Origin of the sequence: Bradyrhizobium sp. JYMT SZCCT0428, assembly GCF_018131075.1 — a bacterium.
Classification (GTDB): domain Bacteria; phylum Pseudomonadota; class Alphaproteobacteria; order Rhizobiales; family Xanthobacteraceae; genus Bradyrhizobium.
On sequence record NZ_JAFCLS010000004.1, the window covers coordinates 281,218 to 306,067 of the forward strand.

Below are 24,850 nucleotides of genomic sequence, written 5' to 3' on the forward strand. Positions count from 1 at the left end.
GACGGGTGCGATGAAAATCTTGCGTTTGGCGGTGACTGCGGCAGCCCTGTTGCTGTCGTTCGAGGCGGGTGTTCAGGCCCAGACCACGCTGCGCATCGGGCTTGCGGAGGACCCGGACATTCTCGATCCGACCCTGGCGCGCACCTATGTCGGCCGCATCGTGTTCGCCAGCTTCTGCGACAAGCTGTTCGACATCGACGAGAAGATCAACATCGTGCCGCAGCTCGCGCTGTCGCACGAGACCTCGGCCGACGGCAAGGAGGTCATCATCAAGCTGCGGCCGGGCGTGAAATTCCACGACGGCGAACCGCTGGACGCCGAGGCCGCGAAATTCTCGCTCGACCGCCACATGACGATGGCGACCTCGTTCCGCAAGCCGGAGCTGGCGCAGCTCGACCGCGTCGAGGTGGTCGATCCCCTCACCATCAAGCTGGTGTTGAAGACGCCGTTCTCGCCGCTGATCGCCCAGCTCACCGACCGCGCCGGCATGATGGTTTCGCCCAAGGCGGCGAAGGCCGAGGGCGACAAGTTCGGCCTGAAGCCGGTGTGCGCCGGCCCCTACAAATTCGTCGAGCGCGTGCAGCAGGACCGCATCGTGTTCGAGAAGTTCGCCGATTACTGGAACAAGGACGCGATCAAGATCGACCGTATCGTCTATCTGCCGCTGGTCGACGCCACCGTGCGCCTCGCCAACCTGAAATCCGGCGGCCTCGATCTGATCGAACGCCTGCTCGCCACCGACATCAAGGCGGTGCAGAGCGACCCCAAGCTGAAATTATCCAGCGCCATCGAGCTCGGCTATCAGGGCGTAACGCTGAACGTCGGCAAGGACAAGACCAAGGGACCGCTCAGCCAATCCGCAAAGATCCGCCAGGCGCTCGATCTGTCGCTCGATCGCGAGGCCATCAACCAGGTGGTGTTCAACGGCGAATTCAAGCCCGGCAACCAATGGGTCAACTCTGATCATCCCTATTACCAGAAGGCCTTTCCGGTCCGCGGGCGCGACATCGCCAAGGCCAAGGCGCTGTTGAAGGAAGCCGGCGTCACGGCGCCCGTCAGCGTCGATTTCATGGTGCCGAAGGGCGCGGAAACCGAAGCGGTCGCACAGGTGATCCAGTCGATGGCCTCCGAAGCCGGCTTCGACATGAAGATCAGGGTCACGGAGTTTGCGACCTCGCTGAAGCTGGCGGAATCAGGCGAATACCAGGCCTTCATGCTGGCCTGGAGCGGACGGATCGATCCCGACGGCAATTCCTACGTGTTCCAGAAATCCAACGCGCCGCAGAACTACAGCGCGTGGTCCAATCCCGAAGCCGACAAGGCGCTCGACGACGGGCGTCTTGTGACGGATCAGGCGCAGCGCAAGGCCATCTATGAGAAGCTGGCCAAGCTCGTGCTCGAGGAAAAGCCGCTGCTCTACATCTATCACCGCAAGATCCTGATCGCGCATAGTACAAAACTAGAGGGCTACAAGCAGATGCCGGACGGGCTGGTGCGCGTGACCGGGTTGACGCTGAAGTGAGGACGATCATGCCACTTGCTCAGTGCGCTCCCTCCCCCCTTGCGGGGGAGGGTTGGGGAGAGGGGTACCACAGCGGTGGTGTCGGTGCGTTGCGAACAGCATTGGCCGATCGTAGCGTCCTCGCCCGGAGCCCCCCCTCTCCCTGTCCCTCCCCCGCAAGGGGGGAGGGAACCGTGCGGCTGCCACCGTCAGCCCAATCCAAACTGCCCTTACTCCAGACAACACGGCTGCCATGCTGAACTTCCTCGGCCAGCGCATCCTGCAGCTGATCCCGACGCTGTTCTTCGTGTCGGTCCTGATCTTTTCGCTGCAGCATCTGTTGCCCGGCGATCCCGCGCTGGTCATGGCCGGCGAGGAACGCGATCCCGAGGTGATCGCGCAAATCCGCGCGCAATACCGGCTCGATCAGCCGATCCCGATCCAGTACGTCTATTGGGTCAAGGGCGTGCTGTCGGGCGATTTCGGCGAGTCGCTGCGCATCAAGGTGCCGGTGCTCAGCCTGATCGCGCAGAAACTGCCGGTGACGATCCAGCTCGGCTCGATGGCGATCGTGATCGCCTTCCTGATCGGCATTCCCGCCGGCATCGTATCGGCCGTAAAGAAAGGCACGGCGTGGGACTACGGCGCCAACCTGTTCGCGCTGTGGGGCATCTCGACGCCGAATTTCTGGCTCGGCATCATGCTGATCTTCCTGTTCTCGATCGAGCTCGGCTGGCTCCCGGCTTCCGGCTATGTGCCGCTGTCGGAAAACTGGCGCGCCAGCCTCGCCTCCACCATCATGCCCGCCTTCGTGCTCGGCAACGCGATTGCCGCGATCCTGATGCGGCACACCCGCAGCGCGATGCTGCAGGTGCTGGAGAGCGACTACGTCCGCACCGCGCGCGCAAAGGGCCTTTCCGAACGCTCGGTGATCCTCAAGCATGCGATGCGCAACGCGCTTACCCCGGTGATCACGCTCGGCGCGCTCGAACTCGGCACGCTGCTGTCGGGCGCGGTGCTGACCGAGCAGATTTTTTCGATTCCGGGTTTTGGAAAATTGATCGTCGACGCCGTGTTCAACCGTGACTACGCTGTCGTGCAGGGCGTCGTGCTGACGACGGCGACGATCTACATCACGCTGAATCTTGTCGCCGATATCGCCTATGTCCTCGTCAACCCGCGGCTGAGGGCGTAACCCATGACCGACGTCGCCCTCGGCACCTTGCCAAAAGTCGCCTTTGATGAACTGGAGAGCCCGACCCGGCGCGCACTGCGGCGGCTGTTCAAGCGCAAGGGCGCCGTGGTCGGCCTTGTCGTCATCGCGCTGTTCGTGGTGCTCTCGCTGTTCGCGCCGCTGATCGTGCCCTATGACCCGATCGCAACCAGCTGGTCGCTGGTGCGAAAGCCCCCGACGTGGCAGCACTGGTTCGGCACCGACGATCTCGGCCGCGATATCCTGGCCCGCGTGGTCTATGGCGCGCGGGCTTCCCTGATGGCCGGCGCGATCTCGGTCGGGATTGCGCTCGGCATCGGCGTGCCGCTCGGCCTGCTGTCGGGCTATCGCGGCGGCTTCATCGACGGCCTGATCAGCCGCATCACCGATGCGATGCTGGCCTGCCCGTTCCTGATCCTCGCCATTGCGCTGGCGGCGTTTCTGGGGCCGAGCCTCGGCAACGCCATGATCGCGATCGGCATCTCGGCGACGCCGATCTTCGTGCGGCTGACCCGCGGCCAGGTGATGAGCGTCAAGGTCGAGGATTATGTCGAGGCGGCACGCGCGATGGGCAATCCGCGCTGGCGCATCGCGCTGTTCCATATCCTGCCGAACATCATGCCGGCGCTTTTGGTGCAGGCGACGCTGTCGATCGCGGCCGCCATCATTGCGGAGGCCGCATTGTCGTTCCTCGGCCTCGGCCAGCAGCCGCCCTCGCCGTCCTGGGGCAGCATGCTCAACGCCGCGCAACGTTTCCTGACCAACGCGCCCTGGATGGCGATCTGGCCGGGACTTGCGATCTTCCTCGTGGTGCTGTCATTCAACCTGGTCGGCGACGGCCTGCGCGACGCGCTCGATCCGCGGGAGCGGTAGCGCCCTAAACCACAATCTCCCGCAGCACCCGCCGGCAATCCATCTCGTATTCGAGGTCGATCACCGGCGGCCTTGCAAAATGCCAGGTCAGGCCCGAACGCGCGGCGCCGCGGCGGACCAGCTCTTCGGCAAACACCGCATGGAAATCGTGGATCGTGTAGGTCTGCGCCGCCGTCGCATCCTTCCAGCCGAAGCCGAACTCGCCCATGCGCTTTTCCATCGTGGCGACCACATGGCGGATCTTTTCCTTCATCCCATCCGGGCTGAGGTCGCGGTAACGCACGGTGCGCTCGGCATAGGTCGCACCGCCTTCCAGCGATTCACCGCTGCCCGCGATCACGAAACTCGGTGTGCTATTCCCGCTCGGACGCGTGAAGGAGAAGGCGTGGAACGACGGCTCGGCCGGCGGGTCGATCTCGGGACAGACATTGCTGCGCGCCACCGGATTGGTGGTGCCGTCATAGATGTCCCATTCGGCGAGCGTCTTGACGTAGTGCAGGTTGAAATTACGGAAGCCCTCGTCGGTGAAGGCCGCCGGCGAACGCAGCTCGCAGGCGCAGAACGAGGTCAGCGGCCTGCCCGCGGCCTGAATATATTTGGCAATCTGCGCAAAGCCTTCCGCCAGCGCCACCGGTTTGTCGAACCGCACCCGCTCGATCTCAAAACCGGGATTGGCCGCAGCCCCGGCCGAATACTGAAACACCGCCGGGATGAACCGGTAATTGCCTGCCACAAAGTCGGTCGTCATATCCGCTCTCCGTTTCTTGTTATTCCAGTTGCATGCGGACGCCCTTGGCGCCGTTGAGCAGCCGCTTCAGATGAAAGCTCGCGAGCGCATCGTCGGCATGGGCGCCGACCAGCGCCGCAAAGGCCGGCATCGCCGCCGGGTCACCCGCCTCGAGCCTGGCGAAGGCTTCGGAATATTGCGACGTCGCGGGGCTCTCAAACGCTGCCGCCGTCAACGGCTCATAGGCGCGCAGCGGCTCGCTGCGCCCGCGCAGCGCGAGGTCGCCGACCGGCCGGCCGCGGAAATCTCCGGCGCCATCAGCGACGACGGCGCTGACGCAAATCCGCGTGCCCAGGAATTTGTTGGCGGCCTCCAGCCGCGCCGCCGTGTTGATGGTGTCGCCATAGGCGGTGTAGTCGAAAAACCTGCTGCCGCCGAAATTTCCGACCAGCGCGGGACCGGCGTGAACGCCGACGCGCGTGGCCCCGAAACTCACGCCCTTTTCCTTCCAGCGCAGGCGAAATTCCTGCGCCCAGCCATCGAGATCGTGGGCGCAGGCGATCGCGCGCCTGGCGTAATCAGGCTGATCCCCCGGCGCGTTGAACAGAACGTGGATCGCATCGCCGATGATCTTGGCGACCGTCCCCTCATGCGCGAACACCACGTCGGTCATGCCGCCCACATAGTCGCCGAGCAGCGTACCCAGCACGTCGGGTGCGGCGGTTTCCACCAGCGAGGTGAAACCGGTGATATCGGTGAAGATCGCCGCGACCTCGCGCCAATGCACCTCCATGCCGTCGCTGTCGCCGATGGCGGCAAGACGGCTCGCAATCTGCGGCGAGAAATAGCGCGACAGCGAGGCGTGCGCGCGCTCGGCCTCGGCCTGGCGGCGGCGCGCCTCGCGCATCATCTCGACATGACGGATGGTCTTGTCGATCGTCATTTCGAGATCGCCGAAATCGATCGGCTTGGTCAGGAAATCGAACGCGCCGCGGTTCATCGCGGTGCGGATGTTGCTCATGTCGCCATAGGCGGACACGATGATGGTGGATTTCTTGTCTTCGGCCTCCTGCAGCCTGGCGAGCAGCGACAGCCCGTCCATGCGCGGCATGTTGATGTCGGATACCACCATGTCGACATGCGGGTTCTGCTCGATCGAGGCCAGCGCTTCGATCCCGTCATGGGCAAACACGAAGCTTACGATGCCGTCGCGGATCTGGCGGCGGAATTTCTGCAGCACCAGAGCCTCGAGATCGGGCTCGTCGTCGACGACGAGGATCGTTGCGGTCATGCGGCTTGCCCGAGCCGGGTATCGATCTCGTGGCGCAGCAGCGCAAAATCGATCGGCTTGGTCAACAGGCCGATCGCGCCGCGCTCGATCGCCTTGCGGCGGGTTTCGGCATCGCCATAGGCGGTGATCATGATGACGGGCACATCAGGCCGCGCCGCGCGCACTTTCGGCAGCATTTCAAGCCCGCTCATGCCGGGCATGTTGATGTCGGACAGGATCAGGATCAGCGACGGGTCACGAACTTCCACAGCACGCTCCAGCGCCGCAGGCGCCGACGGCGCAAATTCCATCGTAAAGCGACCGGATTTGAGATCGCGCCGGAACTGCTGCCGAAACAGCGCTTCGACATCGGGCTCGTCATCCACGATGAGGATGTAAACGCTCAATTTTTGCCTCCAGTATCGTTGGGCATGATCTTATCCGAAAACCGGTCTCCACTTTTCAGAATCATGCCTGCGCTACGCCTTTTCGCGGCAGCGTAATAATGAATTCCGTGAATACATCAGGCTCCGTCCGCACGTCGATCTTGCCGCCATGCTGTTTCACCACGATGTCGTGACTCATCGACAATCCGAGCCCGGTTCCCTCGCCGGCGGGTTTCGTCGTGAAGAAGGGATTGAACATTTTCTCCTTCACTTCCAAGGGGATACCCGTGCCATTGTCACGAATCCGGATTTCCACCTTGTTGCCGAGGTTTTTCGTCGTCGCCGTGAGAACAGGCTCGAAGCCCTCCTCGCCCGTCTCCTTGCGCTTGGTCGCGGCGTAAAAGCCGTTCGAGATCAGATTGAGGAACACCCGCGTGATTTCCTGCGGATAGAGATCGACCATGCCGGCCTCGGGGTCGAGATCGCGCTTGAGCGTGATGTTGAAGCCGGCTTTTTCCGCCCGCGCGCCGTGATAGGCGAGGTTGAGGCTCTCCTCGATGATCGCATTGATGTCGGCGGACCGGAGTTCGCCTGATCCCTCGCGCGAATGCAGCAGCATATTCTTGACGATCGAGTCGGCGCGCTTGCCGTGCTGCACGACCTTTTCGAGATTGCCCTTCAGCATATGGGTGAGTTCGTCGATCTCCTCACGGGTCTTGTCGTCGAGCGTGGCGGGCTTCAGCACATCGTTCAGCTCGTCGATCAGTTCCGCCGACAGCGCCGAGAAATTGTTGACGAAATTGAGCGGATTCTTGATTTCGTGGGCGATCCCCGCTGTGAGCTGGCCCAGCGAAGCCAGTTTCTCGGTCTGTATCAGGCGGTCCTGCGCGGTGCGGAGATCGTCGAGAGACTCGCTCAGATCCTTGGTACGTTCGCGCAATTCTCGGAGCAGCCGCGTGTTCTCGATTGCGATCACGGCCTGGTTGGCGAAACTGCTGACAAGCGCGATCTGCTTGTCGGTAAATGGCCGGACCTCCTGGCGATAGATCGCGATCGTGCCGATCAACTCGTTTTCCTTGAGCAGCGGAACGATGACAATGGTTCGAGCCCCCGCAAGATCGGACATCGCAACAACAGCTGGATGGCCTTCGAGATAGGGCTGTTGTGTCCGAAGATCCTCGATTTGGACCGCCTGATGCGTTCTTACAATCATGCCAAGACCGCTCTTCGGGTGCGGATAGATTGGCTCATCCGCCTGGGCGACATACGCTTGCGGTACATTGAAGAGCGCAACGTTGCGGAAGCTGTTGCCGTCGTACTGATTCATCGTGCCAAAATGCGCGCCGCAGATATGGGTAGCGTTTTCGAGCATCTTCTGGAACACCGGATCGAGTTCGCCCGGAGATGAGCTGATGACTTCCAATACTTCCGACGTCGCGGTTTGCTGTTCGAGCGTTTCTCTCAGTTCCGCAGTCCGTGTCTCGACCTTCTTCTCCAGGTCCGCATAGGATTCCTGCAGCCGCGCACCCATGTCGTTGAACTGATTGGCGAGGCCTTCGAGTTCGTCGCCGGTCTTGATGTTGATGCGCTGGGCGAAATCGCCGCCGCCGATGCGTTCGGCGCCGGCCCGCAATGCCTGGATCGGGCCGACCATGCGACGCGCCAGGAAGATTCCCGCGAGCACCGCAAGGATCGATGCCGCCGCCAGCAGCAAGGCAAGCCGCTGCAGCGCCTGGTACAGCGAGGCGTAGGCTTCGTTGACCGGCAGTTCGACGAACATCGTCCATCCCAGCGGGGTGATCGGCGCGGATGCCGTCAGCACCTCCTGCCCCTGGATGTTCAGCGCGCCCTGCAATTCAACGGCTTCGCTCGTTCTGCCGGTGCGGGCGGCGGCCTGCACCTGTGTCAGCTTCGACATGTCGGTGTTGCGCAGCACCAGGCTGATGTCGGGATGGGCAATCAGGCGTCCCGCCGAGCCGACGACATAGGCGTGGCCGCGCTCGCCGACCTTGATCTGCGAGACCACGTCCCAGATCAGCTTCAGATTGACTTCGGCGATGCTGACACCGGCATCCTTGCGGGTGCCCGCCAGCGATAGCGTCATGTAGGGCTCGGACTCCCGGCGAAAATACACCGGCCCGTAAAACACCTTGTTGGCGACGGCTTCCGTGAATTTCGGGTCTTTGGAAAGGTCGAGGCCGGAGTCGACCACATCCATCGCCAGCCGCGACACCCGCAGGCGTTCCTTGCCGGTGGAATCGATCTGCGACAGTTCGGTGATCGCCGGCACCTGCCGCAGCAGGCGGAGCGCATCGAACCGGCGATCCTGCAGCGACCCGGCCGACCAGGGCAATTGGGTGGTCCAGCCCAGCTGGCTTTCGATTTCCTTGATGAACTGACCGATCTTGGCCGCGGCGGCTTCGGCCTGCTCGTGCTGGATCCGGATCAGGGAGGTTTTGTGTTCCCGATAATAGAAGAAAACCTCGAAAATCCCGTTGGAAAGCAGTGCCACGCCCACCACGGCAACGAACAGCGCGACGTATTTGGTGAACAGCCGGTTGCGGGTTTTTGTCCCGGGCGCCCCCTGCGCGGGCACAGCATTCTCCGCGGGCGAAGCAGCCGCCAGCGTGCGCCCCTCTGGGGTGCCGGGATGCAGGGAAATGCTCATCCCGGCCAAGCTACCAAGAAGCCTTGAGCTTGTCTCTTGCCGCACCGCGGCAAGCCGGAGCTCATAACGAAACGGCGGCGGTCAGGACCGCCGCCGTTCCAGCCTTATTCGCCTGCAATCCTCAGGTCGGTTTGAGCCCTGACGTTCCCAGATCGAAATCTTCGATTTCCTTGGTCCGCTGCGAACCAGCCTTGGCCTGATGGTCGGTGGCCATCCAGACATAGACCGCCGGCAGCACGAACAGCGTGAACAGCGTACCGATCGACATGCCGGAGACCACGACGAGACCAATCGAGAAGCGGCTCGCCGCACCTGCACCCGTTGCGGTCAGCAGCGGGATCAGGCCGGTGACCATCGCCGCCGTCGTCATCAGGATCGGACGCAGCCGGATCCGGGCTGCCATTTCGATCGCCGAACGCTTGTCGAGACCTTCCTTTAGCTGCAGTTCGTTGGCGAACTCCACCATCAGGATGCCGTGCTTGGTGATCAGGCCGACCAAGGTCAGCAATCCGACCTGGGTATAGATGTTGATCGTCGCCACGCCGAAGAACAGCGGGATCAGCGCGCCGACGATCGCCATGGGAACGCTGATCATGATCACCAGCGGATCGCGCAGGCTTTCGAACTGCGCCGCCAGCACCAGGAAGATGATGATCAGCGCGAAACCGAACGTGATCGCGAGCTGATTGCCTTCCTGCACATATTGGCGGGAATCGGCCAGATAGTCGTGACCGAAGCCGGCGGGCAATTTCTTGGCTTCACCTTCGAGGAAGTCCACCGCCTGCCCAACCGTCACGCCCGGCATCGGCACCGCCTGGAAGGTCGCGGAGTTCAGCTGGTTGTAATGCGTCAGCGAATTCGGATCGGTCGCGGTCTCGATCGACACGATGGTCGACAGCGGCACCAATTGCCCCGTGTTGGTCGGGACATAGTAACCGCCGAGCGATTCCGGCGACAGCCGCATGCCGCGGGGCACCTGCGGGATCACCTGATACGAGCGCCCCTCGAGGTTGAAGCGATTGACGTAATTGCCGCCCAGCAGCGTCTGCAACGTGGCACCGACCTGCGCCATGTTGATGCCGAGATCGCTTGCTTTGGAACGGTCGATGTTGACCCGCACCACCGGCTGATTGAAGTCGAGGTCGCTGTCGGAGACGATGAACAGGCCGCTCTTGCGCGCCGCGTCCTTTAGCTTGTTCATCTCCTCATAGACGGCCTGGAAGCCGGCGGTCGAATTGATCACCATCTGCACCGGCAGACCACCGGGCCCGCCCGGGAGCGGCGGCAGGTTGAACGCGAACGCCTGGACACCTTCGATCTTGCTGATTTCCGCCTGTACCAGCGGCTTCAGCTTGATCGAGGAACGTTCACGCTCGTCCCACGGCTTGAGCAGCATGCCGGCGATCCCGCCCTGCGGCCCGTTGATGCCATTCAGGACGAAGCGCAGGTCGGTTTCGGGAAACTTGGCAAACGCCTTGTCGAGCTTGTCGCCGTAGAAGTCGACATAGTCGATGTTGGCGTATTTCGGTGCCTTGGTCACCGAGAACACGATGCCCTGGTCCTCTTCGGGCGCGAGTTCCTTGGCCGTGTTCATATACAGGAACCCGACCAGACCGAGGATCGTCAGCGCGAACACGCCGGTGATCGGACGATAGTCGAGCGAGCGATCGAGTTGCCTTCCGTACCAGCGCGTCATCGCGCCGAACACCCGGTTGACGGTCCTGGCGAAACGCCCCTCTTCGGCGCTCTTGAGCAGGACCGAGCACATCATCGGCGACAGCGTCAGTGCAATCACGCCCGACACGATCACCGAGCCCGCGAGCGTGAAGGCGAATTCGCGGAACAGCGAGCCGGTCAAGCCGCCGAGGAATCCGATCGGTGCATACACCGCCGCCAGCGTGATCGTCATCGAGATCACGGGGCCGACGATTTCGCGCGCCCCCTGCAGTGACGCCTGTACCGGTGTTTTTCCCTCTTCCAGATGGCGATGGATGTTTTCGACCACCACGATGGCGTCGTCGACCACGAGCCCGATGGCGAGCACCATCGCCAGCAGCGTCAGCAGGTTGAAGCTGAAGCCCAGCGCCAGCATCAGGCTGCAGACGCCGATCAGCGACAGCGGTATCGTGACGACGGGAATGATGACCGAACGGAACGATGCCAGGAACAGGAAGATCACGACCACGACGATCAGCATCGCTTCGATCAGCGTGTTCTGCACCTCGTCGATCGATGACTGAATGAACTTGGTGGAATCGTAGGCCACCTTCATCTTCATCGAAGGCGGCAAGTTGCGTTCCAGCTCCGGAAACAGCGCACGCACGCCCTTGACCAGCGTCAACGGATTGCCTTGCGGGGTCGCCTGCACGCCGATGAAGATCGCGCGCTCGCCGCTGAACGCGACACTCGCATCGGTGCTTTGCGCCGCCAGTTCGACGGTTGCGATATCCTCGACCCGAACAAAGCCGCCGTCCTTGGACTTGACGATCATCCGCTTGAACTGATCAAGGCTCCGCAAGTCGGTATTGGTCGTGATGTTGGAGACGATGAAGTAGCTCTTGGCCTGGCCGGCGGCGGCCTGGAAGTTGTTGGCCTGGATCGCCGCCTGGACATCGCTCGGCGATACGCCGCGCCCGGCCATCTTGACCGGATCAAGCCACAGCCGCATCGCAAATGTCTGGCCGCCCAGAATGTCGGCCGACGCCACGCCGTCGACGGTCGACAGCACCGGCTGGACCACGCGCGTCAGATAGTCCGAGATCGCCGAACCGGACAACTCCTCGCTGGAGAAGCCGAGATACATCACGGCCGTTGTCTGACCGGTTGTCTTGGTCACGATCGGATCGTTGGATTCTTTCGGGATCAGGTATTTGACCGAGTTCGTCTTGGCGAGAACTTCGGTCAGCGCCTGGTTCGGATCGAAATTCAGCTTGATGTAGACCTGGATCGTGCTGGTGCCCTGCACCGACGACGACGTGATGTAGTCGACGCCTTCGGCGGAGGCGATCGCCTGCTCGATCGGCGTCGTGATGAAGCCCTGAATCAAATTCGCCGACGCGCCCGGATAGACGGTGGTGACGTTGATCACCGTGTTCGACAGCTTCGGATACTGCCGGATCGGCAAGACGCTGGCGGCCCGCAGACCGAGCAAAAGAATCAGCAGGCTGACGACGACCGACAACACCGGGCGCTTGATGAAGATATCAGTTAAGGCCATCGCTGGTTATCCAGTTCAAACATGTGGGCACGGTCCCTCCACGAGACCGATGCCTGAATCTTGATGTTGCAAACGCGGCCCTACCGGCCGCGCCACGTTCAATAGCGCGGCGGCTTCGCCGGAATCACAGGCGCCGGATCGGCCGAAATCGTCACCGCCGCACCCGATTGCAGCTTGAGCTGGCCGACCGCAACGACACGATCGCCGGGCTTCAGCCCCTTCAGAATCTCGGCACGCCCGTCGATGCGGTTGCCGGTCTGCACGAAGGTGCGCACCGCCGTCAGGCTGGTCTTGCCGTCATCCGCTTTCTTCTCGGTGAGGAGATAGACGCTATCGCCATACAGCGTGTAATCGACCGCGGTCTCGGGAATGGTGACGACCGGCGGCTTGTCCGGCAGCACCACGGTGGTGGTCGCGAACATGCCCGGCTTGAGGATGCGGTCCGGGTTGTCGATCGTCGCCTGGACGCGAATGTTGCGCGTGTCGGTGGCGATCTGCGGCTCGATGGTCGTGATCTTGCCCTCGAACTTGCGGCCCGGATAGGCGTCGACCGCGATACGGACGATCTGTCCGACCTTGAGCGCGCCTGAGTCCTTTTCCGTCACGGTGAAGTTGGCATAGAGCCGCGACAGATCGGTCAACGAAACGATCTGCGTTCCCGCCGTCAGATACTGACCGACCTCGACCTTACGAACGCCGAGTTCGCCGTCGAACGGGGCCCGCACCTGCTTTTGCGAGATGATGGCCTGGGTCTTGGCGATCCCGGCATTGGCCTGGTCGAACGCCGATTGCGCCTGGTCGACAGTTGCCTGCGGCCCGAACTGGCGGCTTGCCAGTTGCTTGGCGCGCTCGAGCGAGAGCTGTGCCATCGTGGCCTGCGCCTTGAAGCTGGCGAGGTCGGCCTGCTCGGGACCATCGAACAACTGAACCAGCGGGGTGCCTTCCTTCACGGCAGCACCCGCGGTGAACATGATCTCGGTAATACGGCCGTTCAAATCCGAGGTGACATTGACCTGATGCACGGCGGCGAGATCGCCGACCGCGGTCAACAGGTTCGGTATGACTTCGGACTTCGCGTCGGCAACGCTGACGCTGGTCGGCGGCGGTTTGTTGTTCGCGAAGAACTGCGCGATCATCTTGCCGCGGAAATAATTGAACCAGACCAGGCCGCCGACCAGCAGGCTCAGCAACAGCCCGACGACGATGAACCAGCGCACCATCCGGACCGGACGCTTGCGCGCCTTGTCGCCGATCGGCTGACCCTTGAGGTGGCTTTCGGTTACGATATTCATTTCATGCACTTTCTGCAGTTACCGATTGTCCCGAATTCGGCGACGGCTCGTGGTCCAAATGCGTAGCAATTGCGGCTTCGTTGAGTCCGATGCCGCGGAGGATGAATTGACAAAGCTGCCGTTCCAGATTGGCGGCGTTGCCGTAAGTGAGAACAGGCACCGCCGGAAGCCGCGACAGCGCGGCCATCAGCACGGTGTGATGTGCAAACCAGAACAGGTTGAGCGGTTCATCGCCGATCTTGATCGCATCGCCGGCAGCTACGGCGCTCTCGAGCGATTCCGTGAACACGCTGCCGATCAAATCGCTGATCTTGGTATAAAGCAGCCGCGCGAACTCGCCGTCGTCGAGATGGCTCGTCGTCATCAGCCGCAGCCGCTGCGCCTCTTCCTCGTCGGGGCCGTCGGAGATCTGCATGAAATGCCCGACCATGCCCTTGATCAGTTCGACCAGCGTGCCGGTCGACGGCGGCAAGCCGAGCAGATGCGCCAGATCCGGATCGGCTTCGCACTCTTCCGCCAGGATCTCGGCATAGAGCGCGGCCTTGGACGGGAAGTGCTTGAACAGCAGCCCTTCCGAAATGGCCGCGGCGGCCGCCACGCTCTTGGTCGTGGTGCCGGCAAAGCCGTTGCGGGCGAAGCACCGCTTGGCGGCGCTCAATATCAATTGACGCCGTAAATCACTCGTCATGCGAAGGCTGGACATGGGCGTGTGAGTAATCACTCACCTTGACCAAGTCAAGGTTTTATTGCAGCGCAAACCGGACATTTCGGCCCAAATCAGCTGCAATCCCAACGCCCGCGAAGGCGATAACGAAATTGGCATCCCGGCTGGAGCTGCCGCTCCAGATTGGCGCTGCCGCTCGGCGCGGCGTTCGCACTCACTCGGGGGGCGCGGAGCGCCCTTCGGGCAGGACGGTAGACGGCAGGCCGCCTGCCAAAGGCGCGAAAATCGTGCAGCCGCTTCAATTGGAGTTGACCCCGGCCCGGGGACGGAGTTTAAATTAGTTGCAACTGCGACTAATTTGAACTGACGCCTCCGCGCCAGTCTTGTCCGCCTTCGCAAAGAGTAAGACGCGCCATGAATTGGGATGCACGGGAGCTGTCGGCGAATTTCGATCTGGAGAAACTGACGCCGGACTTCTATGCCAACCCCTATCCGACCTATCGGGCCCTGCGCGAGAACGAGCCGGTCAAGCGGCTGCCGAACGGCTGCTACTTCCTGACCCGCTATGACGATCTGGTCGCGGCCTACAAGGCGACCAAGGTGTTCTCGTCCGACAAGAAGAAGGAGTTCCTTCCAAAATACGGCGACAGCCTGCTCTACGAGCACCACACCACCAGCCTCGTCTTCAACGATCCCCCCGCCCACACCAGGGTGCGGCGGCTGATCATGGGCGCGCTGTCACCGCGCGCGATTGCGGAGATGGAGCCCGATTTGATCAGGCTGGTCGACCGCCTGCTCGACGGCCTCGCCGCCAAAGGCGACGTCGAACTGATCGAGGATTTCGCCTCCGCCATCCCGATCCAGGTGATCGGCAACCTGCTCGACGTGCCGATGGAGGAGCGCGAGCCGCTGCGCGACTGGTCGCTCGCCATCCTGGGCGCGCTGGAGCCCGTGATCAGCAGGGAAGTGTTTGCGCGCGGCAACAAGGCGGTGAAGGATTTTCTGAGCTATCTCGAAATCCTGGTCGAGCGGCGGCGCGCAAAACCCGGCAACCCCGAGCGCGACGTGCTGACGCGCCTCATTCAGGGTGAGGACAATGGCGAGCGGCTGACCTCGAAGGAACTGCTGCACAATTGCATCTTCCTGCTCAATGCCGGCCATGAGACCACCACCAATCTGATCGGCAACGGGCTGGTGGCGCTGTCGCATTATCCGCACCAGAAGGCGCGGCTGATCGAAAACCCCGCCCTGATCAAGACCGCGATCGAGGAGATGCTGCGGTTCGAAAGCTCCAACCAGCTCGGCAACCGCATGACGGTCGAGCCGGTCGAACTCGGCGGCATCACAATGCCGGCAGGCACGCCGGTGACGCTGTGCATCGGCGCCGCGAACCGCGATCCGCAGCAGTTCGCCGACCCTGAAAACCTCGATATCGGCCGCACGCCGAACCGGCATCTCGCCTTCGGCACCGGTGCGCATCAATGCGCCGGCATGGCGCTGGCGCGGCTGGAGGGCGCGATCGCGATCTCGCGCTTCCTGGCGCGGTTTCCGGATTATGCGCTGAACGGCGAGCCGGTGCGCGGTGGCCGGGTTCGCTTCCGCGGATTTCTGAGCGTGCCGTGTCAGGTCGGCGAAACCACGCCGGCATCGTAGGCGGCAGCGTGCTTACGCCGCCGCCGGCTCGCCTGCGATCGCGCGGTCGATCGCATCGATCAGCACCTGCATTTCCAGGAATTTGGCGCGCGCCCGCTCGGCCTTGTCTCGGTCGAACGGCGCCGCCAGCACCTTGGCGTGCGCATCGCGGTCTTCGAGCATGCGATCCCTCGCCTTCTTCAAATTGTCCAGTCGGTCGCTCATGCGGGCTCGCTTTGCTGTTGGCTGTACCAGGCTCTGCAGGGAATCGCCGCGTGACCATAGGGCATAGCAAGGCCTAAGGACCCAAATTAAATCAGCTTTCGCCCGATCGTCCTGTATCTATCCTTCGCCAAGTTGCTACCCTCGCCCATCACGATGCTTTCGAAGCATCAACTCCAGGGAGAGACCGACATGGCCAAGGGCGAGCAAAAGAACAATCGCGAGGCGAAGAAGCCCAAGAAGGAAAAGATCAAGACCATCGCGGCGGCGCCGAGCCAGAAGGGCGTCGGAAGCCTGCAGTCGGGTTTTGACTCGGGCAAAAAGAAATAGTCAGCAAGGCTGTCTGACAGGCTTCGGAGTTTGGACCGATCCTCCTCACCTGCACCGGCGTCTCACCTCCACCGGCGTCGGCTGGGGTTTTGCGCCGTTCGATCAGGCACGATTCCGGCCTCGGCCGTCGCTCTGCCCGGGGCCGGTAATTAACCCGCGGTTTACCATGTTTGCGTACCTTTTTCGCACCGGCGTTTCGAAAAAGGGCCTCCCGTATGGCGTACCGCGCAAATCAGCAGCTTCGTGAGGACATCTGGGATTACCGCTACCCCTCCGCGCCCGTCCCGCTGCCCGACGAAGAAGAGAAAGTCGTCAGTTTTGCCCGGCAACCCGCGAAAGGACCCGGCACGACAGCGCTGAGCCTGATGCAGCAGGCCACCGAGATGTTCGAGGGCATCGAAAATCAGGCCCGCGAGACCGAAGCCCGCGCCCAGTCGCTGTGCAAGAGCGCCACCGAGCGGCTGCGGCTGGCCGAAAAACAGCGCGACGCTTCCGAGCGCGCGCGCCGCGACCTGATCAATGATTTCAACGGCCGGCTCGAGGAAATGGCGAAGGCCATGCAGCGGGCCGAAAAGCGCATCGTAAGCGCCGAGGATCACGCGATCGCCGCCGAGTTCCGCGCGCAGGCCGCCGAGGCCCAGCTTCACAAAGCCAACCGCGAACTCGCCGCCATCGAGGACATGATCCGCAAGCGGCTGGTTTGAGCGGTTTGGGTTACCCTCTCGCCGCCGTCCCGGCCTTGAGCCGGGACCCATAACCACAGGCTTTCGTGGTTAGACCAAGCTGGTGCTCCAGCCTTTCTCAACAATCAAGATCGGCGGCTATGGGTCCCGGCGTTCGCCGGGACGACGAGAACCTTAAACCACCGACCGGTGCCGCTCGATGCAGGTCCGCAAGACCTCATCCATCGGCTTGCTCCACCACTCCTCCGAAAAGATCTCGATCTCGGAATAGCCCGCAAAGCCCTGCGCCTCGACGGCGGATCGCACCGATTTGATGTCGATGACGCCGTCACCCATCATGCCGCGGTCGTTGAGGATGTCCTTGGTCGGTACCAGCCAGTCGCAGACGTGGAACGCCAACAGACGATCTTTCCCGGCGCGCGCGATCTGCGGCAGCAATTCCGGATCCCACCAGATGTGATAGACGTCAAGCGCGACGCCGAGCGCGCCCGTGCGTTTCGGATCGAGCGCATCGCAGATATCGAGCGCCTGCTTTGTCGTGTTGACGCAGGCGCGGTCCCCGGCATAGGCCGGATGCAGCGGCTCGATCGCCAGCGGCATATTTGCGCTATCAGCATATTCCATCATCTCGGCGATGCCGTCGTGAACCTGGCTGCGGGCTGCCAGGATATCCTTTGAGGCCGAACTGCCCGGCCGCGAATATTGCGGCAGTCCGCCGACGACCAGCACGATGCAGGGCGCGCCCAGTGCCTTGGCTTCATCAACGGCGCGGCGGTTATCGTCGCGCGCCTCGATGCGATGCGCGGCATCCGACGTAAACATGCCGCCGCGGCAATAGCCTGTCAGTTCCAGCCCGGCGTCGCGCACCGCACGCGCGGCACGCTCGAGGCCGACGGCGGCGACCTGGTCGCGCCAGGGGTCGATGGCGCGGATGCCATGCCGCGCGCAGGCTTCGATGATCGCGACGAGATCGCCCTGCTTGCGGACCGTTGCCGTGTTGAGCGACAGCCAGCGATGGTCTTTCGAAAAATCCCGCATCAGGCCTCAACGCCGCGTGTCGCCAGCACAGTCTTCATCCGTCGTGTCGCCAGTTCCGGATTGGCGAGCAGGCCCGCCTGGTCGGCCAGCCGGAACAGTTCGGCCAGATGCAGCGTCGAGCGCGTGCTCTCCTGCCCGCCCACCATGGTGAAATGGTCCTGGTGGCCGTTGAGATAGGCCATGAACACGATTCCCGTTTTGTAGAACCGCGTCGGCGCCTTGAAGATGTGCCGCGACAGCGGCACCGTCGGCCCCAGCACGTCGTGGAATCCGGCCTCGTCGCCGGCCGAAAGGAGCGACAGCGCGTAGGACGCCGCCGGCGCAATCGCATCGAAGATGCCGAGCAGCGCGTGCGAAAAACCCTTGTCGTCGCCGGCGATCAGTTCGGCATAGTTGAAATCATCGCCGGTATACATCTTCACATTCTTGTCGAGGCGCCGCCGCATGTCGATTTCGCGCTGCTTGTCGAGCAGCGAGACCTTGACGCCGTCAACTTTTGCAACATTCGCGTTGATGATACCGACTGCGGTGTCCATGGCTTGATCGAGATTGGTCGTGCCCCAGTAACCGGCCAAAGCCGGATCGAACATGTCGCCAAGCCAGTGGATGATCACGGGCTCGCGGACCTGCGACAACACGCGGTTGTAAACCTTGGCGTAATCGTCGGCGTTGCGGCCGATTTTTGCGAGTGCGCGCGAGGCCATCAGGATGATGCGCCCGCCGGCCTTCTCGACCGCAGCGATCTGCTCTTCATACGCCCGGATCACGTCGTCGATACTCTTGGCATCCTCGACCGCGAGGTGGTCGGTGCCGGCGCCGGAGAACACCAGCGCATTGCCTCTTGCCTTTGCGGCCTTTACCGAACGCTGAATCAGTTCCAGCGAAGTCGGCCAGTCCAGCCCCATGCCGCGCTGCGCGGTGTCCATCGACTCGGCAACGCCGAGACCGAGGTCCCAGATATGTTCGCGGAACGCGATGGTCCTGTCCCAGTCGATCGCAGCCGTCAGCCACGGATCATTGTCGGCCAGGGGATCGGCGACCACATGCGCGGCAGAGAACGCGACGCGGTTCAGCGTGCCTTCGAGCTTCGCCGGAAAGACCCGCGACGCCGCGAGGCGATAGGTTTCGATGGAACGGTTCGCGGTCGGCAACCTCAGCGACAGCGACGACACAGGCATGACCGGCTTGTTCATGGCTTCACCTCACACCTTGATCGGAGCGACGTCGATCCAGCGCCGTTCGCGCCAGCTCTGAAGTGCGCATTCCGCGAGCTGCACGCCCTTGGCGCCTTCCAGCAGCGTATACTTGTAGGGTGCGTCCTCGCAAACGTGGCGAATGAACATTTCCCACTGCTCCTTGAAGCCGTTGTCGTAGACGACGTTCTCGGGGAGCGTCTGCCAGTCGGCGTAGAAATCATGCGTGCGCTTCTCGTCCGGATTCCACACCGGCCGTGGCGTCGCCTGCCGTGCCTGAATGACGCAATCGGTGAGCCCCGCGACCGCCGAGCCATGGGTGCCGTCGACCTGGAAGGTGACGAGATCGTCGCGATAGACCCGCGTCACCCAGCTCATGTTGATATGCGCGATCACCCCGCCCTTGAGGCGGAAGGTGGCGTAGGCGGAATCGTCGGCGGTCGCCTTGTACTGCTGGCCCTTCTCGTCGAAACGTTCGGGAATGTCCGTGGTGCCGATGCAACTCACGCTCTCGACCTCGCCGAAGAGATTGTCGAGCACGTAACGCCAGTGGCAGACCATGTCGAGGATGATGCCGCCGCCATCCTCGCTGCGGTAATTCCAGGACGGCCGCTGCGCCTCCTGCCAGCCGCCTTCGAACACCCAATAGCCGAACTCGCCGCGCACCGAGAGCATGCGGCCGAAGAAGCCGGAGTCGCGCAGGAAGGCGAGCTTCTTGAGGCCCGGCAGGAACAGCTTGTCCTGTACCGTGCCGTGCTTGACGCCTTTTGCAGCGGCGAGGCGCAGCACCGCAACGGCTTCATCGAGATTGGTCGCGATCGGCTTCTCGCAATAGACATGCTTGCCGGCATTGATCGCCTTGGTCAGCAGCGTGGGCCGCGCCTGCGTGGTCGCGGCATCGAAGAAGATGGTGTCATTCTTGTCGGCCAGCGCCTTGTCGAGGTCGGTGGACCAGCGCTCGATGTTGAAGCGCCTGGCGAGACGTTCCACTTTATCTGCGTCGCGGCCGATCAGGATCGGGTCCGGCATCATGCGGTCGCCATTGCCAAGCACCACGCCGCCCTGGTCGCGGATCGCGACGATGGAGCGGATCAGATGCTGGTTGAGTCCCATGCGGCCGGTCACACCGTTCATGATCAGGCCGAGGCGTTTGGTCGTCATATCGCTTGCTCCTGCAAGGTTTTTGCTTTTGGTTGTTGAAGCGGCGGCAAAGCCGACCACTCCGGATGTGCTGATGTCGCGAAGCCCGGCGCTGCCAGCGATCCCGTCAACAGATCGCCGTCGTGGATCGACAGGCGGATGATGTTGCCGTCGCGGATGTAGAGATCGGGATGCGCGACAAGAAACGCGTCGGCCTCGGCGGCGGGCGTCTCGGCGAATCCATCGACGTAATGGTGGCCGTTGCGCTCGGCATGGGTGACGCCGATCAGCGCGCCCAGCGCCAGATCCTGCTGCACACCGAGCCCGGCCTGACAGGTCAGGTCCTCGCCCGAGATGAAATACCGTCCGCCGTCGGCGCTCCATTTGGCCGCGCGAGCGGCGTTGATGACCGATTTGTAGATGCCCTTGCACGACTTCGAGGAGATACCCCGATAGCCCAGCGCGCGGGCGGCCGGGAAGGCATCGTAGGAATCGTCGGCTTCGTCGATGATGAAATCGCGGCCGGCAAGCGCACCGAGCGGCGACTGCCGCGTGATGTCGCGCGGCATCGGCTGCTCGATATACAGAAGTTTTCCCGCGATCGGCTTCAACGCGCCGTCACGGTCGAGGCGCTCGACCAGCGCGCCAAGCGCACCGAGATCGGCATACTGCTCGTTGGCATCCAGCGTCACCTTGTACTCATACGGCAGCTTCGCGAGTTCGTCGCCGATCCGGATCAGGCGCGCCGCGTCCGCCGCGGGATCGCCGTTCAGCTTCAGCTTGAAATAACGCGCGCCGGCGTTTTCGTGTGCATCGGCGACGCCGCCCTCGCCTTCGACCTTGTCGTCCATGCCGACCGTGTGCCGGATCGCGACGCGCTCCAGCCGCCGGCGCCCCGAAAGGAACTGCGCGATGGCGTCATCTCCGAGATCGGGCGCCAGCCGCGCATCGATCCCGGCCACGTTTGCGGCCATGCCGTCAAAGAAATTGGCGCCTAGCCCGCGCAGCAGCGCATCCAGGATCGCCTTGTCGATCTCGGCCGGCCCAAAGCCGGCAGCGAGCGGTGGGATATCCTCTTTCGCACAGGCCTCGACCTGCGCGGCGATGATGGCGGCGTGGTGTCCGAACGCGGTGTCAAAGCCGGATCGCGCCAGATAAAGCTCGCGTGCGATCGCAAGCGCGCGGCGCAATCCGTCGATGGTTTGTTGCGGCGAAAGATGCGCCCGCTTGTCGAACCATTTCGAGGCCATCATTTCGGCGCTGGCGCCGATCGAAGTGCCCTTGCCCTCGATCTCGATTTCGGCGCGCACGAAAACCTGCACCGACGACGTGATCACCACGCTGCCGAACCGGAACGGCTTAGCGAACGGGATCGGCCGCTCGAAGAACAAAATATCCCGCACAGCGATGCGAGGAGGCATGGCGTTCTCCACTCTAGTCCAGCGCGCTTTGGGTGAAGAAGTGCTTGCGAATTCGCTGCACCAGTTCGGTGAAGGCGGGATCGGCCATCGCGTCAAGTGAACGCGGGCGCGGCAGCGGCACGTCGTAGATCGCGGCGATCGCGCCGGGGCGTTCGGTCATGACCAGCACGCGGTCGGCCAAAAATACCGCTTCGGGAATCGAGTGCGTGATCAGCAGCACGGTCTTGCCGGTCTCGCGCTGGATCCGCATCAGCTCGACATTCATCTTCTCGCGCGTCATGGCGTCGAGCGCGCCGAACGGCTCGTCCATCAGCATGATTTTTGGATCATGCACCAGTGCCCGGCAGATCGAGGCGCGCTGCTGCATGCCGCCCGACAGCTGCCAGGGCAGCTTCTTCTCAAAACCTTCGAGCCCGACCATCTTGAGCAGCGCCTTGGCGCGCACGAGATACTCTTCGCGCGGCAGCTGCTTCATGTCGATCGGCAGCATCACATTGCCGAGAATATTCCGCCATGGCAGCAGCAGCGCGTTCTGGAACACGATGCCGACATTGCCGTGCGGCTTTGTGACCTGCTCGCCTTCGACCAGGATTTCGCCGGTCGACGGCGCCAGCAGGCCCGAGATCATCTTCAGCAGCGTGGACTTGCCGCAGCCGGACGGGCCGACCACGACAAAGAACTCGCCCTCGTTGATGTGAAAATCCAGCGGCTTCAGCGACGGCACATCGCCGTCGCGCGAGCGATAGGTCTTCGACACGCCGGATAGCGTGATGCCGGGCGTGCCAGCGCCTGCCCGATCGGACACCAGGCGCAGATGCGCGGCGGGCTGATCGGCGTCGGTTGCTTTGGTGGCTGCGCTCATTCAGTTAGTTCCGTTCGAATGCAGTGGTAGCCATCCGTCATTGCGAGGAGCAAAGCGACGAAGCAATCCATACTTGCTTTGCGGCACCATGGATTGCTTCGCTTCGCTCGCAATGACGATATCAAGACCCGCCCTTCGGCAGATAATCATTGGTATAAAACGCCTTCGGATTGTCTTTGGCCTTGGCTTCGAGGCCGCCATACTCGACCATCAGATTGACCGTGTCGGTCATGTTCTGGTCGGTCACCTCGAACGGCCGCTTGCCCTTGGTTTCCGCCGTGCGGTACAGCGGAATGGTCAGCTCAAAGCCCTGCGTCAGCGTTTCGATCTTGCCGCCCTTGGGGTTGGCGTCGAGAATCGATTGCGCTGCGGCCTTCGGGTCCTTCTCGGCGGCTTCGACGGCCTTGGTCGTCGCCGACATGAAGCGCTTGACGAGGTCGGCATTGGCCTTGACGAACTCGGTGTTGGCGACGACGCCCGAGCAGACCATGTTGATGCCGTAGTCGGCGAACTTGATCGCGTTGACGTCCTTGCCGGTGGCGTCCTTGATCTTCATCGACTGGTCCATGACGTAACCAAGCAGCAGGTCAGCCTGGCCGTTGATGACGGCGTTGAGCTTGGTCTGGCCGTCGCCAGCCACCGTCTGGAAATCGCTTTCCTTCAGGCCGGTCTTCTTCAGGAACAGCGGCCAGATCTGGGTCATGGAATCGGCGGGCGTGATCGCCACCGTCTTGCCCTTGATGTCTTCGGGCTTCTTGATGTTCTTTTCGACGAAACCCATTGCCGACATCGGGCTGGTCTGCAGCAGCACGCCGGTGGCGACGATCGGCGCGCCCTTCACCGCCGCGCGCATCATGGTGGGCACGTCGACATAGCCGAAATTGGCGGTCTTGGCCGCAACCGCCTGCGTGGTCGCCGCCGAACCGCGGCCTTCCTGGATTTCGAGATCGATACCCTCGGCGGCATAGATGCCCTTGGCCTTGCCGTAATAGAACGGCGCGTGCTCACCATAGACGTACCAGTTCAGCATCAGCACCACCTTGTCGGCGGCGGATGCAGAAGCGGTCCACGTTAACGTGACTACAATCGCCAGAATAAATTTCAGCATGTCTTCTCCTCCCGTTTTGCTTTTGTTGTTCGTCATTGCGAGGAGCGATAGCGACGAAGCAATCCATTCTGCTTGGCCTAAAAGATGGATTGCTTCGCTTCGCTCGCAATGACGGCTACCGTTTAGTCTCCCTACGAAGCAAAGATGATGTCCTCGCGCTGGCTGACATGCCAGGGAATGACGAGGCTTTCGATCCGGTCGACGATCCAGAACAGGATCACGCCCATCAGCGCGAGAATTACCAGCGCGGCGAACATCGTCGGCAAATCGAAAGTGCCGATCGAGCGCTGCAGCACGTAGCCGATGCCGGAATTGGAACCGACGAATTCGCCGACCACCGCGCCGACCACGGCCAGCGTGATCGACACCTTCAGGCCCGAGAAGATCGCGGGCATCGCATGCGGCAGGTTGACGGCGCAGAATACCCTGAAGCGGCTGCCCTGCATCGCGCGCGCCAGATCGACCATATCGGGGTCGACCGATTTGAAGCCCTGCACCGCAGACACCACGACCGGGAAAAATCCCAATAAAAACGCCGAGATCACTTTCGGGATGATGCCGAAGCCGAACCAGACCACGAACAGCGGCGCGATCGCGATCTTCGGCACGGACTGGGAGAACACCAGCAGCGGATAGACGTAGCTTTCCACCGTCTTCGATCCCGCGATCAGCATGGCGACGGGAATCCCGAACACGGCCGACAGCAGGAAGCCGCAGATGGTGGCGTAGGTGGTGGGCCAGGCCTGCCGCAGCAGTTCCGGCCAGTCGGTCCACAGCACCGCGACGACATCGCCGGGCGCCGGGATTTGGTAGGCGGGAATCCGGAACACGCGGATAGTCAGGTCCCAGATCACGACGATGAAAATAAGGAACAAAAACGGCCGCACCCACGCCGCGTTGAGCGCTTTGGTCACGCCGCTGGTGCCCTTCGGTTCGGCCACGTCTCGCTCCCTGATCAGCTTCTTCTCGGCGAGAAATTAACCCGTTGGATAAATACTGTCCAGTGGCTTCCCTGTGACATTTTGAGCCGTGTTTCTTCGTCATTCCCCGATGCGCAATTGCGCATCGGGGAATGACAGCGGATGGATTGCTCGCGCTGCGACAAATTAACCCGACGGGCAAAATTCCGCTTTCCTCGTCGGGCAAATCAGCGGTTTGAATTGTCGCGTCCCGCCCGACAAGAGGGGCGTGCGCACGTCCCGAACGCGCGGCGGGATGCGGTGGACGCTGGTTCACGTCTGACGACGGCGTGGATTAAGCGTACGGCAAAACCGTGTGGTCCTGGCGCCCGTTGCCGGCGTCAAGCTGTCGGAGAAGCGCAAGCGGAAACGGCAGCGACGGAGTCAACCAAGAACTCGTCTCCGGGGAGATCACGGCATAAGCCGTAAAGCCATTGCGCAGGGAAGGCCG

Annotated in this window: 21 protein-coding genes; 6 read left to right on the forward strand and 15 right to left on the reverse strand. The window is 62.5% G+C overall.

The annotated features are described in order from the left end of the window. The first annotated feature begins 10 nt into the window (after window positions 1-10). The 3 genes from JQ575_RS06300 (at window position 11) to JQ575_RS06310 (ending at window position 3,587) form a co-directional block, all read left to right on the forward strand. On the forward strand, window positions 11-1,522 hold the full coding sequence (locus JQ575_RS06300) for an ABC transporter substrate-binding protein (protein WP_212032365.1): 1,512 nt from the start codon (window positions 11-13) through the stop codon (window positions 1,520-1,522). A gap of 232 nt (window positions 1,523-1,754) precedes the next feature. Continuing rightward, the gene (locus JQ575_RS06305; protein WP_192737237.1) at window positions 1,755-2,696 is read left to right on the forward strand and encodes an ABC transporter permease; all 942 of its coding nucleotides are present in this window, start codon (window positions 1,755-1,757) and stop codon (window positions 2,694-2,696) included. 3 nt (window positions 2,697-2,699) lie between these two features. Beyond that, window positions 2,700-3,587, forward strand: a complete 888-nt coding sequence (locus tag JQ575_RS06310; protein WP_212032366.1) for an ABC transporter permease — start codon at window positions 2,700-2,702, stop codon at window positions 3,585-3,587. Window positions 3,588-3,591: 4 nt separating this feature from the next. On the opposite strand, the gene JQ575_RS06315 is transcribed toward JQ575_RS06310, so the two are convergent. From JQ575_RS06315 to JQ575_RS06345, 7 genes are all read right to left on the reverse strand, one after another. After that, window positions 3,592-4,335, reverse strand: coding sequence for a hypothetical protein (locus tag JQ575_RS06315; protein WP_212032367.1), 744 nt, complete (start codon window positions 4,333-4,335; stop codon window positions 3,592-3,594). Window positions 4,336-4,354: 19 nt separating this feature from the next. After that, window positions 4,355-5,605 (reverse strand): adenylate/guanylate cyclase domain-containing protein, encoded by a 1,251-nt coding sequence (locus JQ575_RS06320; protein ID WP_212032368.1) that lies wholly within the window; start codon window positions 5,603-5,605, stop codon window positions 4,355-4,357. Then, window positions 5,602-5,991 (reverse strand): response regulator, encoded by a 390-nt coding sequence (locus JQ575_RS06325; RefSeq protein ID WP_212032369.1) that lies wholly within the window; start codon window positions 5,989-5,991, stop codon window positions 5,602-5,604. The genes JQ575_RS06320 and JQ575_RS06325 overlap by 4 nt, the downstream gene beginning before the upstream one ends. Window positions 5,992-6,052: 61 nt before the next feature. Continuing rightward, the gene (locus JQ575_RS06330; RefSeq protein ID WP_212032370.1) at window positions 6,053-8,638 is read right to left on the reverse strand and encodes an ATP-binding protein; all 2,586 of its coding nucleotides are present in this window, start codon (window positions 8,636-8,638) and stop codon (window positions 6,053-6,055) included. Window positions 8,639-8,759: 121 nt separating this feature from the next. Further along, window positions 8,760-11,855: a MexW/MexI family multidrug efflux RND transporter permease subunit gene (locus JQ575_RS06335; RefSeq protein ID WP_212032371.1), complete on the reverse strand. Its 3,096-nt coding sequence runs from the start codon at window positions 11,853-11,855 to the stop codon at window positions 8,760-8,762. A 98-nt stretch (window positions 11,856-11,953) separates the two neighbouring features. Beyond that, window positions 11,954-13,147 carry an efflux RND transporter periplasmic adaptor subunit gene (locus JQ575_RS06340; RefSeq protein ID WP_212032372.1) on the reverse strand — a complete coding sequence of 398 codons (1,194 nt, stop codon included), beginning with the start codon at window positions 13,145-13,147 and terminating at the stop codon, window positions 11,954-11,956. Between the two features lies 1 nt (window position 13,148). Further along, window positions 13,149-13,850, reverse strand: coding sequence for a TetR/AcrR family transcriptional regulator (locus JQ575_RS06345; protein WP_212032373.1), 702 nt, complete (start codon window positions 13,848-13,850; stop codon window positions 13,149-13,151). 375 nt (window positions 13,851-14,225) lie between these two features. On the opposite strand from JQ575_RS06345, the gene JQ575_RS06350 reads away from it, so the two are divergent. Beyond that, window positions 14,226-15,464 carry a cytochrome P450 gene (locus JQ575_RS06350; RefSeq protein ID WP_212032374.1) on the forward strand — a complete coding sequence of 413 codons (1,239 nt, stop codon included), beginning with the start codon at window positions 14,226-14,228 and terminating at the stop codon, window positions 15,462-15,464. Window positions 15,465-15,476: 12 nt separating this feature from the next. On the opposite strand, the gene JQ575_RS06355 is transcribed toward JQ575_RS06350, so the two are convergent. Continuing rightward, a complete protein-coding gene (locus JQ575_RS06355; RefSeq protein ID WP_212032375.1) occupies window positions 15,477-15,668 on the reverse strand; it encodes a hypothetical protein in 192 nt (63 codons plus the stop codon). A 189-nt stretch (window positions 15,669-15,857) separates the two neighbouring features. On the opposite strand from JQ575_RS06355, the gene JQ575_RS06360 reads away from it, so the two are divergent. Together JQ575_RS06360 and JQ575_RS06365 are read left to right on the forward strand one after the other, a co-directional pair. Then, a complete protein-coding gene (locus JQ575_RS06360; RefSeq protein WP_212032376.1) occupies window positions 15,858-15,995 on the forward strand; it encodes a hypothetical protein in 138 nt (45 codons plus the stop codon). A 215-nt stretch (window positions 15,996-16,210) separates the two neighbouring features. Further along, window positions 16,211-16,699, forward strand: a complete 489-nt coding sequence (locus JQ575_RS06365) for a hypothetical protein (RefSeq protein ID WP_212032377.1) — start codon at window positions 16,211-16,213, stop codon at window positions 16,697-16,699. A gap of 153 nt (window positions 16,700-16,852) precedes the next feature. On the opposite strand, the gene JQ575_RS06370 is transcribed toward JQ575_RS06365, so the two are convergent. The 7 genes from JQ575_RS06370 to JQ575_RS06400 all read right to left on the reverse strand — a co-directional run bounded on the left by JQ575_RS06370 (window position 16,853) and on the right by JQ575_RS06400 (window position 24,381). Further along, window positions 16,853-17,716, reverse strand: a complete 864-nt coding sequence (locus JQ575_RS06370) for a sugar phosphate isomerase/epimerase (RefSeq protein WP_212032378.1) — start codon at window positions 17,714-17,716, stop codon at window positions 16,853-16,855. Next, on the reverse strand, window positions 17,716-18,909 hold the full coding sequence (locus JQ575_RS06375; protein WP_212032379.1) for a dihydrodipicolinate synthase family protein: 1,194 nt from the start codon (window positions 18,907-18,909) through the stop codon (window positions 17,716-17,718). The genes JQ575_RS06370 and JQ575_RS06375 overlap by 1 nt, the downstream gene beginning before the upstream one ends. Before the next feature lie 9 nt (window positions 18,910-18,918). Further along, window positions 18,919-20,070: a Gfo/Idh/MocA family protein gene (locus JQ575_RS06380; protein ID WP_212032380.1), complete on the reverse strand. Its 1,152-nt coding sequence runs from the start codon at window positions 20,068-20,070 to the stop codon at window positions 18,919-18,921. Beyond that, window positions 20,067-21,470, reverse strand: coding sequence for a mandelate racemase/muconate lactonizing enzyme family protein (locus tag JQ575_RS06385; protein WP_212032381.1), 1,404 nt, complete (start codon window positions 21,468-21,470; stop codon window positions 20,067-20,069). Before JQ575_RS06385 ends, JQ575_RS06380 begins: the two co-directional genes overlap by 4 nt. Before the next feature lie 13 nt (window positions 21,471-21,483). Beyond that, on the reverse strand, window positions 21,484-22,332 hold the full coding sequence (locus tag JQ575_RS06390) for an ABC transporter ATP-binding protein (protein WP_212032382.1): 849 nt from the start codon (window positions 22,330-22,332) through the stop codon (window positions 21,484-21,486). A gap of 121 nt (window positions 22,333-22,453) precedes the next feature. Beyond that, entirely contained in the window at window positions 22,454-23,440 is a 987-nt protein-coding gene (locus tag JQ575_RS06395) for an ABC transporter substrate-binding protein (RefSeq protein WP_212032383.1), read from the reverse strand. 131 nt (window positions 23,441-23,571) lie between these two features. Further along, a complete protein-coding gene (locus JQ575_RS06400; RefSeq protein ID WP_212032384.1) occupies window positions 23,572-24,381 on the reverse strand; it encodes an ABC transporter permease in 810 nt (269 codons plus the stop codon). Between the last annotated feature and the right edge of the window lie 469 nt (window positions 24,382-24,850).

Excerpts from the sequence above, each read along its gene's own strand:
- JQ575_RS06300 (WP_212032365.1), top strand. The coding sequence starts at position 11 with ATGAAAATCTTGCGTTTGGCGGTGACTGCGGCAGCCCTGTTGCTGTCG.
- JQ575_RS06305 (WP_192737237.1), top strand. The coding sequence starts at position 1,755 with ATGCTGAACTTCCTCGGCCAGCGCATCCTGCAGCTGATCCCGACGCTG.
- JQ575_RS06310 (WP_212032366.1), top strand. The coding sequence starts at position 2,700 with ATGACCGACGTCGCCCTCGGCACCTTGCCAAAAGTCGCCTTTGATGAA.
- JQ575_RS06315 (WP_212032367.1), bottom strand. The coding sequence starts at position 4,335 with ATGACGACCGACTTTGTGGCAGGCAATTACCGGTTCATCCCGGCGGTG.
- JQ575_RS06320 (WP_212032368.1), bottom strand. The coding sequence starts at position 5,605 with ATGACCGCAACGATCCTCGTCGTCGACGACGAGCCCGATCTCGAGGCT.
- JQ575_RS06330 (WP_212032370.1), bottom strand. The coding sequence starts at position 8,638 with ATGAGCATTTCCCTGCATCCCGGCACCCCAGAGGGGCGCACGCTGGCG.
- JQ575_RS06335 (WP_212032371.1), bottom strand. The coding sequence starts at position 11,855 with ATGGCCTTAACTGATATCTTCATCAAGCGCCCGGTGTTGTCGGTCGTC.
- JQ575_RS06340 (WP_212032372.1), bottom strand. The coding sequence starts at position 13,147 with ATGAATATCGTAACCGAAAGCCACCTCAAGGGTCAGCCGATCGGCGAC.
- JQ575_RS06345 (WP_212032373.1), bottom strand. The coding sequence starts at position 13,850 with ATGTCCAGCCTTCGCATGACGAGTGATTTACGGCGTCAATTGATATTG.
- JQ575_RS06350 (WP_212032374.1), top strand. The coding sequence starts at position 14,226 with ATGAATTGGGATGCACGGGAGCTGTCGGCGAATTTCGATCTGGAGAAA.
- JQ575_RS06355 (WP_212032375.1), bottom strand. The coding sequence starts at position 15,668 with ATGAGCGACCGACTGGACAATTTGAAGAAGGCGAGGGATCGCATGCTC.
- JQ575_RS06360 (WP_212032376.1), top strand. The coding sequence starts at position 15,858 with ATGGCCAAGGGCGAGCAAAAGAACAATCGCGAGGCGAAGAAGCCCAAG.
- JQ575_RS06365 (WP_212032377.1), top strand. The coding sequence starts at position 16,211 with ATGGCGTACCGCGCAAATCAGCAGCTTCGTGAGGACATCTGGGATTAC.
- JQ575_RS06370 (WP_212032378.1), bottom strand. The coding sequence starts at position 17,716 with ATGCGGGATTTTTCGAAAGACCATCGCTGGCTGTCGCTCAACACGGCA.
- JQ575_RS06375 (WP_212032379.1), bottom strand. The coding sequence starts at position 18,909 with ATGAACAAGCCGGTCATGCCTGTGTCGTCGCTGTCGCTGAGGTTGCCG.
- JQ575_RS06380 (WP_212032380.1), bottom strand. The coding sequence starts at position 20,070 with ATGACGACCAAACGCCTCGGCCTGATCATGAACGGTGTGACCGGCCGC.
- JQ575_RS06385 (WP_212032381.1), bottom strand. The coding sequence starts at position 21,470 with ATGCCTCCTCGCATCGCTGTGCGGGATATTTTGTTCTTCGAGCGGCCG.
- JQ575_RS06390 (WP_212032382.1), bottom strand. The coding sequence starts at position 22,332 with ATGAGCGCAGCCACCAAAGCAACCGACGCCGATCAGCCCGCCGCGCAT.
- JQ575_RS06395 (WP_212032383.1), bottom strand. The coding sequence starts at position 23,440 with ATGCTGAAATTTATTCTGGCGATTGTAGTCACGTTAACGTGGACCGCT.